Annotated in this window: 9 protein-coding genes; 7 read left to right on the top strand and 2 right to left on the bottom strand. The window is 70.7% G+C overall.

All coding sequences use genetic code 11. From position 1 onward, the window contains the following. The first annotated feature begins 1 nt into the window (after nt 1). Nucleotides 2–1,999: a glycosyl hydrolase gene (locus tag KDB89_RS13330; RefSeq protein WP_219081818.1), complete on the top strand. Its 1,998-nt coding sequence runs from the start codon at nt 2–4 to the stop codon at nt 1,997–1,999. 98 nt (nt 2,000–2,097) lie between these two features. Beyond that, nucleotides 2,098–2,502 (top strand): hypothetical protein, encoded by a 405-nt coding sequence (locus KDB89_RS13325; RefSeq protein WP_219081816.1) that lies wholly within the window; start codon nt 2,098–2,100, stop codon nt 2,500–2,502. A gap of 300 nt (nt 2,503–2,802) precedes the next feature. Here the strand turns inward: KDB89_RS13325 and KDB89_RS13320 are convergent, their stop codons facing one another. Further along, nucleotides 2,803–8,313, bottom strand: coding sequence for an ATP-binding protein (locus KDB89_RS13320; RefSeq protein WP_219081814.1), 5,511 nt, complete (start codon nt 8,311–8,313; stop codon nt 2,803–2,805). Between the two features lie 185 nt (nt 8,314–8,498). On the opposite strand from KDB89_RS13320, the gene KDB89_RS13315 reads away from it, so the two are divergent. The 4 genes from KDB89_RS13315 to KDB89_RS13300 all read left to right on the top strand — a co-directional run bounded on the left by KDB89_RS13315 (nt 8,499) and on the right by KDB89_RS13300 (nt 13,124). Next, entirely contained in the window at nt 8,499–9,953 is a 1,455-nt protein-coding gene (locus tag KDB89_RS13315; RefSeq protein ID WP_219081812.1) for a sensor histidine kinase, read from the top strand. Continuing rightward, on the top strand, nt 9,950–10,612 hold the full coding sequence (locus KDB89_RS13310; protein ID WP_219081811.1) for a response regulator transcription factor: 663 nt from the start codon (nt 9,950–9,952) through the stop codon (nt 10,610–10,612). The genes KDB89_RS13315 and KDB89_RS13310 overlap by 4 nt, the downstream gene beginning before the upstream one ends. Nucleotides 10,613–10,692: 80 nt before the next feature. Further along, nucleotides 10,693–11,196, top strand: coding sequence for a macro domain-containing protein (locus KDB89_RS13305; RefSeq protein WP_219081810.1), 504 nt, complete (start codon nt 10,693–10,695; stop codon nt 11,194–11,196). A 62-nt stretch (nt 11,197–11,258) separates the two neighbouring features. Continuing rightward, nucleotides 11,259–13,124, top strand: coding sequence for a potassium transporter Kup (locus KDB89_RS13300; RefSeq protein WP_219084331.1), 1,866 nt, complete (start codon nt 11,259–11,261; stop codon nt 13,122–13,124). Nucleotides 13,125–13,273: 149 nt separating this feature from the next. On the opposite strand, the gene KDB89_RS13295 is transcribed toward KDB89_RS13300, so the two are convergent. Continuing rightward, nucleotides 13,274–14,512, bottom strand: coding sequence for an MFS transporter (locus KDB89_RS13295; protein WP_219081808.1), 1,239 nt, complete (start codon nt 14,510–14,512; stop codon nt 13,274–13,276). Between the two features lie 304 nt (nt 14,513–14,816). Between KDB89_RS13295 and KDB89_RS13290 the strand changes: the two genes are divergently transcribed. Beyond that, complete coding sequence (locus KDB89_RS13290; RefSeq protein ID WP_219081807.1) at nt 14,817–16,553, top strand: S8 family serine peptidase; 1,737 nt, start codon at nt 14,817–14,819, stop codon at nt 16,551–16,553. Nucleotides 16,554–16,586 lie beyond the last annotated feature (33 nt).

Genomic DNA, 16,586 nt, shown 5'->3' with positions numbered 1-16,586 from the left:
CATGGGAGCCTTCGACACCCCGATCGGCCGGCGCGCGGCGCTCGGCATCCTCGGCTCGGGCGCGGCGGCGGGCCTGGTCGCGTGCGGCTCCGGCCCGCCGACGCCCAAGTCCGTGTCCGTGCCCAGCAGCGTGAGCGGTGACGCCGTGACGGGCCTGCTCGCCGCGGTCCCGAAGCGCAGCATCAAGGACCTGAACGCCAGGCGGCTGGCCGGGGGCCTGACCCCGCCGACCAACCGGTGGTTCTCCGGCCTTGTCTTCGGCGACGAGCCGCAGGCCGTGTTCCCGATGCCGATCGGCTTCGCGGTCGCCGACGCCGGCTTCGAGATCTGGCTGCCCCAGGTCAGCGCCAACGGCACCTCCATCATCGGCGCCCGCGCCGGCGGGCTCGCCTGCGTGATCGACGGGGCGAGCGTCTCCGCGATGGTCACCGGCTTCGACGTCGCCTCGGTCCTCGTCGAGCTCCGCGACGGCGACGACACCCTGGCCGAGCTGAGGCTCGTCCAGGGGTCACCGGCCGTCAGCCTCACCGCCCGGCGCGACCTGAGCGTCGCCGCCCCCGTCGCCTACGAACGGGCGGGCGACGCGTGGCAGGTGACGGTCGAGAGCACCATCTACGGGCTCGTCGGCGCCGAAGCGGTCGACGGCACGTCCGTCCAGGTCGCTGAGGGGAGCACCGTCACCTGGTTCGCGGTACACCCCGGTGGATCGGTCGCGGACCTCGCCGAGAAGGTGGCTCCCGTCACCGCGACCGGCGTGACGTGGGACCTCGCCGACGATGAGGTGACCACCGCGCTGCGCTTCGACGGCGGCCCCACGCTGGTGACCGCCCTGCCGCACCACTCCCTGGTCGACGCCGGCGAGCAGCTGGGCGCCTACGACACCGTCCTCGGCGAGGCCCGTCTGTTCTCCGTCGAGACACTTCGATGGACGTCGAAGCGTTGGCCGATCGAGCCTTCCCTCGACCTGTCCGGCATCGGGTCCGACGACAGGAGAGCGCTGGCTGAGCAGGTGGCGGCCGACGTCGCCGCGGCCCCGACCTACCCCACCGACACCTACTTCGGCGGCAAGGCCCTCTACCGGGAGGCGATGCTGCTGCAGATCGCCACGGCGGTCGGGGCCGACGATGCGGCCGCGACCCTCACCGGCCGCCTGACCGATGCGCTCACCACCTGGACCGAGCCGGCCGGCGCGGACCAGCGAGCGACGCAGTGCTTCGTCTACGACGAGGCCAACAGAGGGATGGTCGGCCTGGAACCATCTTTCGGGTCCGACGAGTTCAACGACCACCACTTCCACTACGGCTACTTCCTGTACGCCGCCGGCGTGCTGTGTGCCGACAACCCCGACCTGACGGCGAAGCTGTCGCCCGTCCTCGACCTGGTGGCTGCCGACATCGCCTCCCCGACGGACACGGGCGACTTCCCCCAGCTGAGGCCCTTCGACGTGTACGCGTCGCACTCCTGGGCGTCGGGAACCGCTCCCTTCGCCGACGGGAACAACCAGGAGTCCAGCTCCGAGGGCGTCAACGCCTGGGCCGGGCTCGCGCTGTGGGCTAGGGCCCGCGGCGACGAGGGGCTCGAGCAGCAGGCGGTCTGGATGCACGCGCTCGAGTCGGCCGGTGCCCTGGCGTACTGGCTCCAGCCCGAGACGCGTGCGGGGTTCGACCACACCGTCGTCGGGATCGGCTGGGGCGGCAAGCGCGACTACCTCACCTGGTTCTCCCCCGACCCCGCCGCCATCCTCGCGATCCAGGTGCTGCCGGCCAGCCCGAGCCACGGCTACCTCGCCGCGGCCCCGGACAAGGTGCCGGCCGCCGTCACCGAGGCGCTGCAGGGGGAGGCCTACGGCCGCCAGTACACCGACTGGGTGCTGCTGTACTCCGCGCTCGCGGGGGGCGACGGGGCCGCGTCGGCCGTCGACCAGATCGCCGCCTTGACCGACAAGCTCGACGACGGCCTGACGCTGAGCTACCTGCGCGCGTTCCTGTTGACCCGCTGAGATCCTCCGCCCGTCGTCGCGTGCGACAGGCCCGACTCTGCGATTCCCATGCCCGGGTGGTTCAATTGGCTCCGCGAATCTGACAGCTGAAGGAGCACATGAGCGTGGCGGGACTGACCGGTGGGATCCAGGAATGGCGCAGGAACCTGAACGACGAGGACCGCGTCACCATCCAGCGGGAGCTCGTGAGGCTCCAGGTGAAGACCCTCGCCCAGCCGAACAGCGGCAGGTTCATCAACTGCAAGAACGCCGCCGGCCGCACGGTGCTGAAGATCTACCCCGACCGCATCGCCTTCGCGCCCGGCTGCGCCGAGACCGAGAAGATGGCCACCGAGGGTCTTCCCCTGTCGGCGTTCGCCGTCAAGGAGCGGGAGAAGGCCGCCAAGGTCGCCGCCAGGCCGAAGACGAAGGCCGCGCTTGAGATCCAGGTCGAGTCCCCGGGCGTGTGCCAGACGTGCTTCCTGCAGCTGCCCGTCAACGGGCGCTGCGCCTGCGACGAGTAACCCTCGTTGACCGACCGCCGTTGCTGAGACGCTAGCCCCGTCGACCGGTCCCCTCGACGCCACCCTTGTTGACCGACGCCACCCTTGTTCGCACATGCCACCGCCATGGCGGTGGCATCGGTAGCGAAGGGTGGCGTCCGTCGGTAAGGGTGGCGTCCGTCGGTAAGGGTGGCGTGTGGGTCGGGGGGCGACGGCGAGCGTCAACGGCGAGCGTCAACGCCCAACTGTGGGAGGGCCACTCGGCCGACGGCGAGATGACCCGCGGCCGGACATCGCCCCCAGCCGACCCCTGACCACGGATCAGACCAGGGGCTGCTCGATGGTCGAGATGATCGCGGGGCGCAGCTCCGACGGGGAGATGACGCGGTCGACGGAGCCGACCTCCACCGCGCGGTGGATGCTGTGCACGCCGTCGAACTCGGCGGCCACCTCCGAGATCTTCTCGGCCCGCACGGCCGACCGCACGTCGGCGAGCTCCAGCTGCAGCTCGCCACGGGCCTCCGGCGAAGCAGAGCGGAGCCTGGCATCGAGCTCGGCGACCCGGGGGTCGGCAGAGGCGCGCTTGTCGACGTCGCGGGCGAACACCACCGCCGCGGCCGGGGCCCCACCGATCACCGAGGCGTAGGAGCCCTCGATCGCCAGCACCGTCATGTTCTCGTTCAGGCGCTTGGAGAACACGACGAACGCGCCGCCGTGGTAGCGCGAGATCACCACGAAGACGATGCGACCCTGGAAGTTGACGATCGCACGGCCGATCTCGGCGCCGTACTCCAGCTGCAGGTTGCGCATGGACTCGGGGGAGCCGTCGAAGCCGGACAGGTTCGCCAGCACGACAAGCGGTCGGTTGCCCGACGCGGCGTTGATCGCGCGGGCCGCCTTCTTCGATGACCGTGGAAACAGAGTGCCGGCCGTGAACGTGTCCGGCCCGTCGGTGGGCGGGAAGCCAGTGCGGGTCACGGGCGTCGACTCGATGCCGAGCACGCTGACCGAGTGGCCGCCGATCCGGCCGTCCATCACGACGGCGGTCTCCGCGTCGGCCATCCCGGCCCAGCGCTCGACCTGCGGGTGGTCCTGGTCGCACACCGACGCGATGACCGTGCGGATGTCGAAGGCCTTCTTGCGGTCCGGGTTGTGCTCGGCCGAGAAGATCTGACCCACCGTCGAGAAGTCGGATCCGGGTGCGTGGTGCGGGAAGTCGCTCACGTCGCGGTCGGACGGGTCTGTCGTGGGGGCGACGCGAGGAGCATCCTCGCCCGGAGCGACGTAGGTGTGGTCGTAGTGCCCGAGCAGGATGCCCATCGCGGCGCCCAGGTTCGGCGCCCAGTACTGGGCCTGGCCGTTGGGGCCCATCACGCGGTCGTAGCCGCCGATGCCGAAGTTGTCCTCCGCGCTCACGCCGCCGGAGAAGTCCAGCGACTGCTTGCCGGTCAGCACCATGGCCGAGTCCGGGGTCATCACGAGGATGCCGCGGGTGTGCATGAGCATGGTCGCCTCGGCGTTCCAGTACGGCTGCGCGCCGACGTTGATGCCCGCGACGACGACGTTGATCTCGCCGCCGGCCTGCGTGAACTCGACGATCCGGCGCAGCGCGGCGCCGACCCAGTCCATGTTCTCCGTGCCCGAGTCCATCGAGATCCTGGCACCGGAGCTGAGCGTGAACCACTCGACGGGGATCCGCTCGGCCTCGGCGAGGTCGATGGCGGCCATGATGCGGGAGCACTCGGGCTCCGCGACGGCGCCGAGGCCCTTCGTCGGATCGCCGGACAGCACGATGCGGCGCACGCCCTGCGGGTGCAGCGCCGTCGGCGTCGTGACGTCGGCGACGATGATGCCGGCGGTGTTGAGGCCGGGGGCGCGGTCGACGGGCACGAGGTTGCCATCGCCGTCGAGGTCGAGTTCCTGCAACGAGCCGCCGGCGCCGGTCAGCGTGCCGACCAGTTCGTACGGGTAGACCAGCCCGCGGCGTCGGGCGCGCAGCACCTTGCCCGCGTAGTCGTCGAGCGGCTTCAGCGGCTCGGTGGGCGGCGGGGTGACCGACGCGGTGACGCCCGAGCCCGCCTGAGAGTGGAAGCGCACGGCGAGCGGCGTCAGGGTTCCGTCGGGCTGCACGAAGCGGCCCTGGCAGAGCACCTCCTCGATGCCCGCGCCGTCGGACAGCGGCGTGATCTTGTTCTGCAGCGGGACGATGTCGTCGAGCGACAGGTCGACCTCGGGCCAGACGTCGATCCAGACGTGGTTCATGTCCAGCTGGCTGCCGGCCTTGCCGCGCGAGGTGCGGGTGCGGCGGATCGCCTCCAGGCAGTGGGCGACCGCGCGCTCGGCGTGCGGGAGGCCGAGCAGGGTGCCGTCGGCGTCGCGCACGGCGGCGAGCTGGCGCACCTGGGCCATGGCGACCAGGCGCCGGTCCTGCGGGTTGGACCGTGCGACGCACTCGAACAGCCAGACGTCCTCGGGGGAGGGCAGGCGGGTGGTCTCGAACTCCGACAGGCGCCACAGGTCGAGGCGACGCCCGGCCATCGGGTGCGTGCCGCGCACCCGCGGGTCCTCGACCAGCCTGCCGCCCTCGAAGCGGAAGGTGTAGTAGTCGACATCGCCGTTGCACACGCCGATCGCCACGCGGGCGATGTTCGGACCCCACGACCACGCGGAGAGCGTGTCGGTCAGGGCGGCGGCCAGCGCGTCGGGGTCGGACTCGTCCGCCCCGGTCACGTACAGCTCGACGACACCGTCCGTGTGCTCGTCGCGACCCTCGAAGGCGCCGCTGACAAGGGCCTCCAGCGGGCCGCCGGCGTCGAGCTCCTCGACGGTGCCGGCGGTGGTGATGAAGCGGCGCGGCCTGCCCTCCAGCGTGTAGGCGGCCGTCACGACGGCGCGGCCGCCGGGGGAGGAACGGACCACGTCGCGCAGCCCGTACTCGGCGTAGTACTTCTGCAGCAGCACCTCCAGCATCGGCAGGGTGGCCGGAATGCCGTCGTCGAGGGCCCGCGCGAGGTAGGTCGCCGTCCACTCATGCACGCCGGCGAGCCTACGGATGCGCTCCTGGTAGTCGGGGGCGTCGACGTCGGCGGCCAGCGCGGCCACCTCGTCGCCGAAGCCGGCCAGCACCTCGGCACGCTCGGCGTCGACCTGGGGCTGGTCGAACCAGCGGAACCGGACGGAGCGCGACATGTCGCCGATCGCGGGGAAGCGCAGCTGCGTGACCCGTAGCAGGCGCTCGAGCACCGCCCGCGCCCGGCCGGAACGGCCGTTCTCGGGCGACGCCTCGCCGAGCCACCGCTCCAGGACGCCCAACACGACGGGGACGCCGTCGGCGACGCGCTTCTGCGCGAGGAAGATCCGGAACACGGCCTCCTCCAGCTCCGAGGTGCGGTCCAGCGACTCCACGTCGTAGTGACGCAGCACGCGTCCCAGGCGGGCGACGAAGCTCTCCGGCAGCCCCGCGCGGTCGGCGTCGAGCGTTGTCAGGTAGCTGTGGAAGTACTCGCGGTCCGAGTGGATCCGCAGCTCGGTGGGGTCCTGCTCGCCGAAGGGACGGTTCCGGGTCAGCTCCGCGAGGTCGGCGAACAGGTCGACCAGCGCGATCTCGCCGTCGACGATGGCTCCGCGGGCCTCCTCGGGCGCCTCGGCCCGGGCGGCGAGGTAGGCCGCGAGAGGTCTGTCGGCGGGATCGACGTCGAAGCCGAGCAGCGCGGCGGACAGGCTGGAGCGCAGCGCCGCCAGCCGCGCGTCCGGGGCCGCCGCAGGCGGGGCCTCCGGCAGGTCGACGGTGGCCGCCGAGGCCTGCTCCGGCTGTTCGTCGCCCGACTCGATGGGCTCGAGGCGTGCGAGCGGGGCCATGGTCTCGACCTGCGAGCCGGTCATGACCTGGAGCTCCTTCACCCGGGCGGTGAAGGGGGCGGGGATCGCGGTCTCCATCTTCATTGACTCGAGCACGACGACGGGGGAGCCTGCCTCGACGATCGCACCGACGGCCACGGGGGTCGCGACGACCAGGGCCGGGGCGGGCGAGCGCAGCACGCCGCCCTCGTCCCGGGAGACGCGGTGCGTGACCCCGTCGACCTCGATCAGGTGCACGGGGCCGTGCGCCGCGTGGACGATGCGGTGCTTCTCGCCGTTCACCACGACGCGGCCGTGCACGTCGTCCAACCGGGTGACCGTGGCCTCGACGCAGGCGCCGTCGACGACGACGCGGTACCGGCCGGGGGCGGTGCCGAACGTGGTGACGGTGTGTACCTGGCCGCGGAGCTTCAGGTCACCCGTGACGCCGGAGGCGTGCTGCGTCTGGGGCCGCCCTCCGCGGGCGGTGGACAGCAGGCGCTCGGCCTCGGCGCGGGTGGCCTCCTCGTAGGACTCGATGGCGGCGACGACCAGAGCGATGCCGGCGTGCTCGTCGGCGACGAGGCCTCCCTCGGCGCGAACCCGGTCGATCCAGCCGGTGTCGGCCCACTCGACGGGGGCGCCGCGGCGCGACGTGTCGGCGGGGGCCGACGACGGGCCGACGACCTCGGGCCGGGCCAGCAGTTCGAGCACGAAGCTCTTGTTCGTGGCCCCACCCTCGATGACGACGGTGGTCTCGCGCATGGCGCGGCGCAGGCGGCCCAGCGCCTCGGAACGGGTGCGGCCGAACGCGATGATCTTGGCGATCATGGAGTCGAAGTCGGCGGGGATGGTGTCGCCCTCGGCGACGCCCGTGTCGACGCGGATGCCGGGGCCGGCGGGCAGGTCGAGCCGGGTGATCAGGCCGGGCGCCGGCGCGAAGTCGCGGTCGGGGTCCTCCGCATTCAGGCGGGCCTCGACCGCGTGGCCGAACTCGGTCGGACGGTCGGTCAGCAGCCCGCCGCCCGCGACGTGCAACTGCGCCTTGACAAGGTCGAACTCATTGGTGACCTCGGTGATGGGGTGCTCGACCTGCAGGCGGGTGTTGACCTCGAGGAACGCGAAGAGGCGGTCCGCCGGATGGTAGAGGAACTCGACGGTCGCGGCCCCGCGGTAGCCCACCGACAGGGCCAGCCGCTCGGCCGACTCCTTCACCTGGGCCGTCTGCTCGGCCGTCAGGAGCGGGGAGGCGGACTCCTCGATGATCTTCTGGTTGCGGCGCTGGACCGTGCAGTCGCGCACGCCGAGCGCCCAGGCGGTCTCGCCGTCGGAGATGAGCTGAACCTCGACGTGACGCGCGCCGGTGACGAGCTTCTCCAGGAAGACGATGCCGGACCCGAAGGCGCGCTCTGCCTCGTCGCGGGTGCGCTGGTAGGCATCCTCGAGGTCCGCCGCGGTGTCGACGCGGCGGATCCCGCGGCCGCCGCCGCCGGCCGTTGCCTTCAACATCAGGGGGTAGCCGATGCGGTCCGCCGCCGCCAGGGCCTCGTCGAGCGTGTCGACTCCGCCGCGGGACCACGGCGCGACGGGCACTCCAACCTCCTCGGCGAGCAGCTTGGAGCCGATCTTGTCGCCAAGGCGGCGCATGGCCTCGCCCGAGGGGCCGACGAACGTGATGCCGAGGCTCTCGACCAGGTCGGCGAAGGCCGCGTCCTCGGCGACGAACCCCCAGCCCACCCACACGGCGTCCGCGCGGGCCTCGACCAGCACGCGGGCCAGGAGGTCATGGTTCAGGTAGGGCCGCTCTGAGGCCGGGCCCAGTGGGTAGGCCTCGTCGGCCTCGCGCGCGAACATCGCCGAGCGCTCCTGGTCGGTGTACAGCGCGATGGTGACAAGTGGCTCGGCCTCGGGGTGCTCGGCGTTGAGATCGCGGACCGCGTGGATGAGCCGCATGGCGGACTCGCCGCGGTTGACGATGGCAATGCGCCGGAGCATCTGACCTCCTGGGAGCCGGGCGGCCCGGGAATGCTCGGACCTTAGGTACAGATTTCCCCATCGGCGGGTGATCGGGGCGGAGGTCGACGGCCAATGTCGGCTGGTGTTGTTTGTGGAGGTCCGACAACCTGACTGTGGGAACCGCTGCACTGGTCGCTCTGGGCGAACGCCCTACGATGGGCGGCATGCCGATGTCCCCTCCCCTCCCGAGGAGAACGTCGCTGCGCGCCCGCATCATGCTGCCGATGATCCTGCTGGCCGCCCTGGCGCTGGTGCTGGCCGGCGTCGTCGCGGCGTTCATCCAGCACAACGCGATCATCAGCGGCATCGACGACCAGCTGGAGGGCACCCGCGACGAGCTGCGCGTGCTCGCGACCCAGGGCGTCGACCCGTCGACCGGCCAGCCGTTCACGACCCCGTCCGCCCTGCTGCGCAGCTACCTGGCCCGCTCAGCGGTGGTCGACGCGGCGGGCGAGATGGCGATCGTCGACGGGAAGGTCGCGTGGGTGTCGTCGAGCGATGTGCCCGTGCGCCCCGAGAACGACGCCCAGCTCGTCGAGGAGGTCAAGGTTCTCGCCGAGGACGACGAGAGCGTCATCCGCACCGTCGCCACCGACTCGGCCCGCTACCGCGCGCTCGTCGTGCCTGTGCAGTTCCCCGGGTCGACGGGGGCGCTCGTGACGGTCTACGACCTCGGGCTCGCCGAGGCCGGGCTGCGGCAGACCATGCTCGTCTACTCCCTGACCGGCCTCATCACGCTGCTGCTCGTCGCCCTGGCGTCGTGGCGGGTGGTGGGCACGGTCCTCAGGCCCATCGAGGAGCTGCGCCGCACCACAGAGGCCATCGGGGAGCGCGACCTCGCGACCCGTGTCCCCGTGACCGGGCACGACGAGCTGGCCCGGCTGTCCAGCACGGTCAACCTCATGCTCGACCGCGTCCAGCGGGCCGTCGAGGGGCAGCGGAACCTCCTCGACGACGTCGGGCACGAGCTGCGCACGCCCATCACCGTCGTGCGTGGGCACCTGGAACTCGTCGACGCCTCGGACCCAGACGACGTCGCCCAGACCCGCGACCTAGCGCTCGACGAGCTCGACCGGATGGGGGTGCTCGTCAACGACCTCCTGATGCTGGCGAAGTCCACGGAGTCCGACTTCGTGAACCCGACCTGGACCGACCTGGCTGTGCTGACCGATCAGGTCGCCGAGAAGGCCCGCGCGCTCGGCCCCCGCGCATGGCGGCTGGCGTCGGTCGCGGACGCTGAGGCATGGCTGGATCCGCTGCGCATCACGCAGGCGTGGCTGCAGCTGGCGGCCAATGCGGTGAAGTACTCGGCGGAGGGGTCGCCGGTCTCGATCGGCTCGCGTCTCCACCGCGGGGAGGTCCACCTCTGGGTTGCCGACGAGGGGATCGGCATCGCGCCCGAAGAGCTGGACCGGGTGCGTGAGCGCTTCGGCCGCGCCCGCAATGCCCCCGACCAGCAGCACGGCGCCGGGCTCGGGCTCAGCATCGTCGAGTCGATCGTCGGCGCGCACGGGGGGCGTCTCGACATCGAATCGGAGGCGGGGGCCGGGTCCACCTTCACGCTCGTACTCCCGCTCGGACCTGCGGTAGACCCGACGACAAGGGACGATGAAGCATGAGCACAGTGCTGATCATCGAGGATGAGGCCCGGATCGCCGCGTTCATCGCGAAGGGACTGCGGTCCGCCGGGTTCACGTCGCATCAGACGGGATCGGGGATCGAGGGCGCAGTGCTCGCCGTACACGGGGACTTCGACCTGGTCGTCCTCGACGTCGGGCTGCCCGACATCGACGGGTTCGAGGTGCTGGAGCGGATTCGTGGGCAGGGCGTGAAGGTGCCCGTCATCATGCTGACGGCGCGCACGTCGGTCGCCGACCGCGTCGCGGGACTCGAGGGCGGCGCCGACGACTACATGCCGAAGCCATTCTCGTTCGAGGAACTGCTGGCCCGCATCCGGCTCAGGCTCCGCACGGAGGCGCCGACGGCTGCCGAGCCGACGCAGCTCAGCCACAACGGGTTGACGCTCGACCTGCGGACGCGCCGGGCCGAGGTCAATGGCCGCTCCATCGACCTGTCGGCGCGGGAGTTCACCCTGGCGGAGACGTTCCTGCGGAACCCGGGCCAGGTGCTGAGTCGCGAGCAGCTGCTCAGCAACGTGTGGGGATACGACTTCGACGCGGGCAGCAACGTCGTCGACGTGTACGTGCGGTACCTGCGGGGGAAGCTGGGCCGCGAGCGGTTCGAGACGGTCCGTGGGATGGGGTACCGGCTCGTCTGACCTAGTCACACGGCGGCCGGGATGGATCTTTCGGCCGCTCGGCCTGCTCCGGCGGCCGCTCCCGGGTGGATGATGTGGCCATGAAGGTCACCGTGGAGCAGGGCGACATCACCGCCCAGCGGGTCGACGCGATCGTCAACGCCGCCAACCATGCGATGCGCGGGGGAGGCGGCGTCGACGGCGCCATCCACCGTGTCGGTGGGCCGGCGGTCCTCGCCGACTGCATCCGCCGCTTCCCCGGAGGCCTGGCCACCGGTGACGCCGGCTGGACCTCCGCGGGGGACCTGCCCGCCCGCTGGGTGATCCACACCGTCGGACCGGTGCACGGGCACGGCAGCCGCGACCAGCTGCTGTCGTGCTACCGGCGGGCGTTGGAGGTTGCCGACGAACTCGGCGCCCACAGCGTCGCGTTCCCCCTGATCAGCGCCGGGGTCTACGGCTGGCCGAAGGCCGACGCCGTCGCCGCCGCGATCGAGGGCATCGTCTCGTCGGGCAGCGCCGTCGACGAGGCGAGGATCGTCGCGCACGACGGCGCCATCTACGCGATGGTCGGCTCTGCGCTCGACGCCGCGGGTCTGAAGTGAGCGGCGCTGCGGCGGTCGCCGCACGGCACGGCGCCACCGATTCCCCGTCCAAGACCACCTCGCTGCCGCTCGCGTTTGCGGCGCTCGGCATCGTGTTCGGCGACATCGGCACCAGTCCCCTGTACGCGCTGCAGACGGTTTTCTCCATCGAGCACAACACCGTCGCACCCACTCCGCTCGACGTGTACGGCGTCATCTCCTTGATGTTCTGGTCCGTGATGTTCGTCGTGTCGATCAAGTACGTGCTGCTCGTCATGCGCGCCGACAACGACGGCGAGGGAGGCATCCTCGCCCTGGTCGCGCTGCTGCGTCGCTGCCTCGGGGGTCAGGCCCGCCTGCTGGGGGCCGTGACGCTCATGGGCATCGTCGGCGCGGCCCTGTTCTACGGCGACTCCGTCATCACGCCGGCCATCTCCGTGCTGTCGGCGATGGAGGGGCTCGAGCTCGTCGCGCCGGCCGCGGGGCACTTCGTCCTGCCCGGCGCGATCGCCGTCCTGACATGCCTGTTCCTGATCCAGCGCCACGGCACGCACGTCGTCGGCCGGGCATTCGGTCCGGTGATGTCGCTGTGGTTCCTGACCATCGCGATCCTCGGGATCCCCAAGATCGTCGCGCATCCACAGATCCTCGCCGCCGTGTCGCCGCACTTCGCTGCCCAGTTCGTGCTTGGTCGGCCGTGGGTCGCGTTCATCGCGCTCGGCGCCATCGTCTTGTGCATCACCGGAGCCGAGGCGTTGTACGCCGACATGGGTCACTTCGGGCGTCGGCCCATCCGGCTGGCCTGGTTTGCAGCGGTGCTCCCGTGCCTGCTGCTCAACTACTTCGGCCAGGGCGCCATGATCCTGAAGGAGCCCGCGACGGCGGCGAGCCCGTTCTTCTCGCTCGCCCCGGAATGGGCGCGGATCCCGCTCATCGTGCTCGCGACCGCTGCCACGGTCATCGCGTCGCAGGCGGTGATCTCGGGGGCGTTCTCCGTGTCGCGGCAGGCCGCCAGGCTCGGCCTGATGCCGCGGCTGCGCGTGACCCAGACGTCGCGGGAGGAGGGCGGCCAGATCTACATCGGAGCCATCAACTGGCTGCTGTTCGTCGGCGTGCTCGCGCTGATCGTGGCGTTCCGGTCGTCGGAGCGTCTCGCCACGGCATACGGCCTCGCCGTCACAGGCACCCTGCTGCTGACCACCACGCTGTTCCTGCTGGCCGCGCGGTCGCTGTGGCACTGGAGCTGGTGGCGGCTGGCCCTGGTGATCGCGTTCGTCGGGGTCGGGGAGCTGCTGTTCTTCGCGGCCAACATCACGAAGTTCACCAGCGGTGGCTGGATCCCGCTGGTCATCGCCGGCGCGCTGATCACGCTGATGCTCACCTGGGAGCGGGGGGACCAGGCCAGGTCCGCTGCCAAGGCACGGCTCGAGGGCCCGATGGACGAGTTCATCGGCCAGGTGCGGGACTCCGGGGTCATCCGGCTGCCGGGCATCGCGGTGTTCCCGCACTCGGACCGCAACACCGTCCCGCTGGCGCTGCGCGACAACGTCGAGTTCAACCACGTGCTGCACGAGAACACCGTCATCATGCGGGTCATCAGCGAGAACGTCCCGCACATCCGGCACGTCGACCGGGTGTTCGTCGACGACCTCGGCGACCCCGACGACGGCGTCGTGCACATCAGCTACCGGGTCGGCTTCAACGACTCCCAGAACATCCCCAAGGCGCTGGCCGAGGCCGTCGGCATGACCGAGGAACTCGACTTCGACCCGGCAGAGGCGAAGTACTTCGTCTCCACGCTGCGGATCTCCGATCACCGCAGTGGCATCCTGTCAGCCTGGCAGTGGGCGCTGTTCCACTGGCTCACCACCGTCGAGGCGCCCAGGGCGGCGGTGTTCCACCTGCCCCCGGATCGCGTCGCGGTCCTCGGCGCGGCCGTGGAGCTCTGACCGTACCCGGTCGCCCGGGCACAAGAATGCCTATATCGGGAGCGGTGGCGGTATATGACACGTGCTGGCCCTGGGGCATTCTTGTGCGCGCTCTGGAGGCAAGTGCCCACTTTGATGCACGACGGTGGCGGGTGTGAGGCGGCGGAGGGTCAGCGGATGTCGGCCGTGAGGTGGCGGCTGATGCGCCACAAGGGGACGGCGCTGACGAGGCCGAGCGCGACCATGACCCACAGGATCGTCGTGATGCCCAGGGCGGTGCTCAGCCAGCCGGCGGCGAGCGCGCTGATCGGCATGGCGCCCCAGACGATGAACCGCACCGACGCGTTCATCCGGCTCAGCAGCGGGAGCGGGCAGAGCCGCTGGCGCAGCGAGACCTGCGTGATGTTGTAGATCAGCACCGCGATGTTGCCGAGGAAACCGAGCGTGAAGATGATCCCCATCGCCAGAGGGCGGCTGTCGGCGGCGAGCAGCGCGAGAGGATAGGCCAGGAGCATCACCGTCGCGCCGAGTGCTGAGAAGCGCACGACATCCGCGGTCCCGTACTTGGCGGTCAGGCGCCCCGAGAGCGACGCGCCGACGAGCCCGCCGGCCGCCCCGACCGCCATCGACAGGCCGTACTGGATCGACGTCATGCCGATCAGGCGCAGCACAACCAGCGGCACCAGCGTCATGGCGAACGTGTAGGCGACGCTGCTCAGCAGGTTGGCCAGCGTGATGCGGCTGATCGGTGCGCTGTGCAGCACGTAGCTGAGGCCCTCGCGGATCTCCGCCCACAGGTTCCGTTCGCGGGTGGGCGGCCGGCGCAGCGACTTCTCCTTGTCATGCGTCGCGATCAGGAAGATCGAGCTGATGAGATAGCCGACGCCGACCGCACCCAGCAGCACCGGAGCCGCGAGCACCTTCAGAAGCAGGCCACCGATCGACGGGCCCGCCAGCCGCGCCAGCTGCACGCTGGCCTCCATGCGGGAGTTGGCCCGACCGATGCGCTGCACGCCGACGAGGATCGGGATGAAGCTCTGATAGGCCACGTCGAAGAACACCGTCGCCAGCCCGACGACCGCAGCGACGATGTAGAGGTGCCACAGCTGGAGGGCGCCGGCGAAGTACAGGACCGGCACCGCGCTGACGGCTAGGGCCCGGGTGAGGTTGGCGGCGATCAGGGTCGGGCGCTTCAGCCACCGGTCAACCCAGGCGCCAGCGGGCAGCCCCAGGACCAGGAAGGCCGCCGTCGACGCCGCGTTCAGGTAGCCGAGCTGCGCCTCGGAGGCGTGGAGCAGCTGGACCGAGATGATCGGCAGCGCGATGGTGCCGAGCTGGACGGCGAACTGGGCGAGCGATTCTGTCGTCCAGAACCGGTTGAAGTTGGGGTCCAGTCCGGCCTTGAACACGCTGCTCCTTCTCGTACCCGGGAGCGGGCACGGCGGATGAGTCTACGCCCGACCGTCGCGACGTCGCGCACCGGCTCCCACTGGCGGCGGCTCACCTCTCGCCGTCCGGCATGTCCCCGATCCGTTGGCGTCCGCGGACTGGCGGACGGTGCTGGCAGCCCCAGCGCGGGTTGCACAAGCATGGTCGGCGGGGCAAGGGCGTCTCACAACGACTTCGGCGGCGTGCAGCGCCGGGAATCCCGCTAGGTTTCTGCTGAGGTCGGGGGCGTCTGTGCGACCGACTCACGTGAGAAAGGTTCGCCCAATGGAACGTGCGAGTAAGTGGCTCGCCCTCCTGTCTGTCGGAGCGCTGCTCGCGGGTGTCGCCGCGACGCCCGCCACGGCAGCCCCCGCCACGGAGGATTACGTCGTCCTGACCAAGAAGGCCGGCTTCAGCGCCCAGAGCGGCGCCAGCATCGCCCAGATCCAGGGCCAGTTCGAGCGCGAGACGCGCGAACTGACCGCGGCTCAGGCAGAGTCCCTGCGCCGCGAGGACGGCGTCCTTGCCGTCCTGCCCGACATCACAACCTCCTGGATCGGGTCCGAGTCGCTGACCGCCCAGGCGAGCACATCCACCGTCAACTCGTGGGGCCTCGATCGCATCGACCAGCGCTCCAAGTCGCTCGACAAGAAGTTCAACACCACGACCTTCAGCGGCACCAACACCATCGCGGTCGTCATCGACTCCGGCGTGAGCCCCAGCACCCAGTTCGGCGGTCGACTCCTCCAGGGCTACGGCTGGGACTACGTCGACGGTGATTCCGACACCACCGACTGCAACGGCCACGGCACCCACGTCGCGGGCACGATCGCGAGCACCGGCTACGGCGTCGCAACGTCCGCGAGTGTGCTCCCGCTCCGAGTCCTCGACTGCGAGGGCAACGGCAGCCCCGAGAGCCTCTACCTGGCCCTGACGGACCTCCTCACCTGGTACCAGGAGCAGCCCCAGCTGGCCGGTCGCGTCGTGGTCAACATGTCGCTCGGTGGGTACGTCTCCGTGGTGGGCGAGGACGTGGCCGCGGTCATAGAGTCGGCCGTTGCCGACCTCGTCAGGGCTGGGATGCCCGTCGTGGTGGCCGCCGGAAACGACGGAACCTCGGTGGCCAACACGACGCCGGCCCGCTCGACCGTGCCGGTCGTCGTGGGCGCCACCACCAAGACCGACGCCAGGGCGTCGTTCTCGAACTACGGTCGCTCCGTCGACGTCTTCGCCCCCGGGGAGAAGATCGTCAGCCTCTACACCGAGGGCCGGATCGCAACGGGCAGCGGCACCTCCATGGCCGCCCCGCACGTGACCGGCACCATCCTGCGCTCACTGGAGCGCAAGCGCGCCTCCGCAGCCACCGTCGTCAAGCGCGTCCTGTCAGAGGCCACGACCGGCACGGTCACCAGCCTCAAGGGGTCGGCAGGCAGGCTCGTCTATGTCCCCGTCAAGCCGAACACCCCGACCTCGGTGAAGGCGACCCGCAGCGACTCCAAGCACACGGTGAAGCTGACCTGGAAGGCGCCGACGACGGTCGAGGGCTTCTCTGTCACCGGGTACGTCGTCGAGCGCGCGGGCAAGAAGGTCAAGCTGAAGAGCTCGGCCCGCTCCTACACCTGGAAGTCACTCAAGCCGGGCACCAAGACGACGATGTCCGTCCGCGCGGTCAGCGCAAGGGGGACCGGCGCGGCGAAGTCCGTGACCGCCACCATGCTGGCGCTGCCGGGCAAGCCGAAGAGCGTCAAGGCCACGTCGGGGTCGAAGAAGGACAAGTCCGTCTCGATCATCGCGACCTGGAAGAAGCCCACCACCGGAGGCGGGAAGATCTCCGGCTACCTCGTGACCGCGGAGCGCAAGTCGGACGGCAAGAAGAAGACCATCACGGTCTCCTCCTCGGCCCGCAAGGCCACGTTCAAGGGCCTCAAGAAGGGCAAGGGCTACGTGGTCACCGTCAAGGCGAAGAACGCGGCCGGCAAGGGCTCGTCGTCGAAGAAGTCGTCGAAGGCCATCGCCCGCTGACCCTGTCAGCCGGCGCAGACGGGTCGGGCCCCC

It is taken from the genome of Tessaracoccus palaemonis (genome assembly GCF_019316905.1).
Lineage (GTDB): Bacteria > Actinomycetota > Actinomycetes > Propionibacteriales > Propionibacteriaceae > Arachnia > Arachnia palaemonis.
The sequence above is the reverse complement of the archived record's forward strand: the minus strand, read 5'-3'. Positions and strand labels throughout refer to the sequence as shown.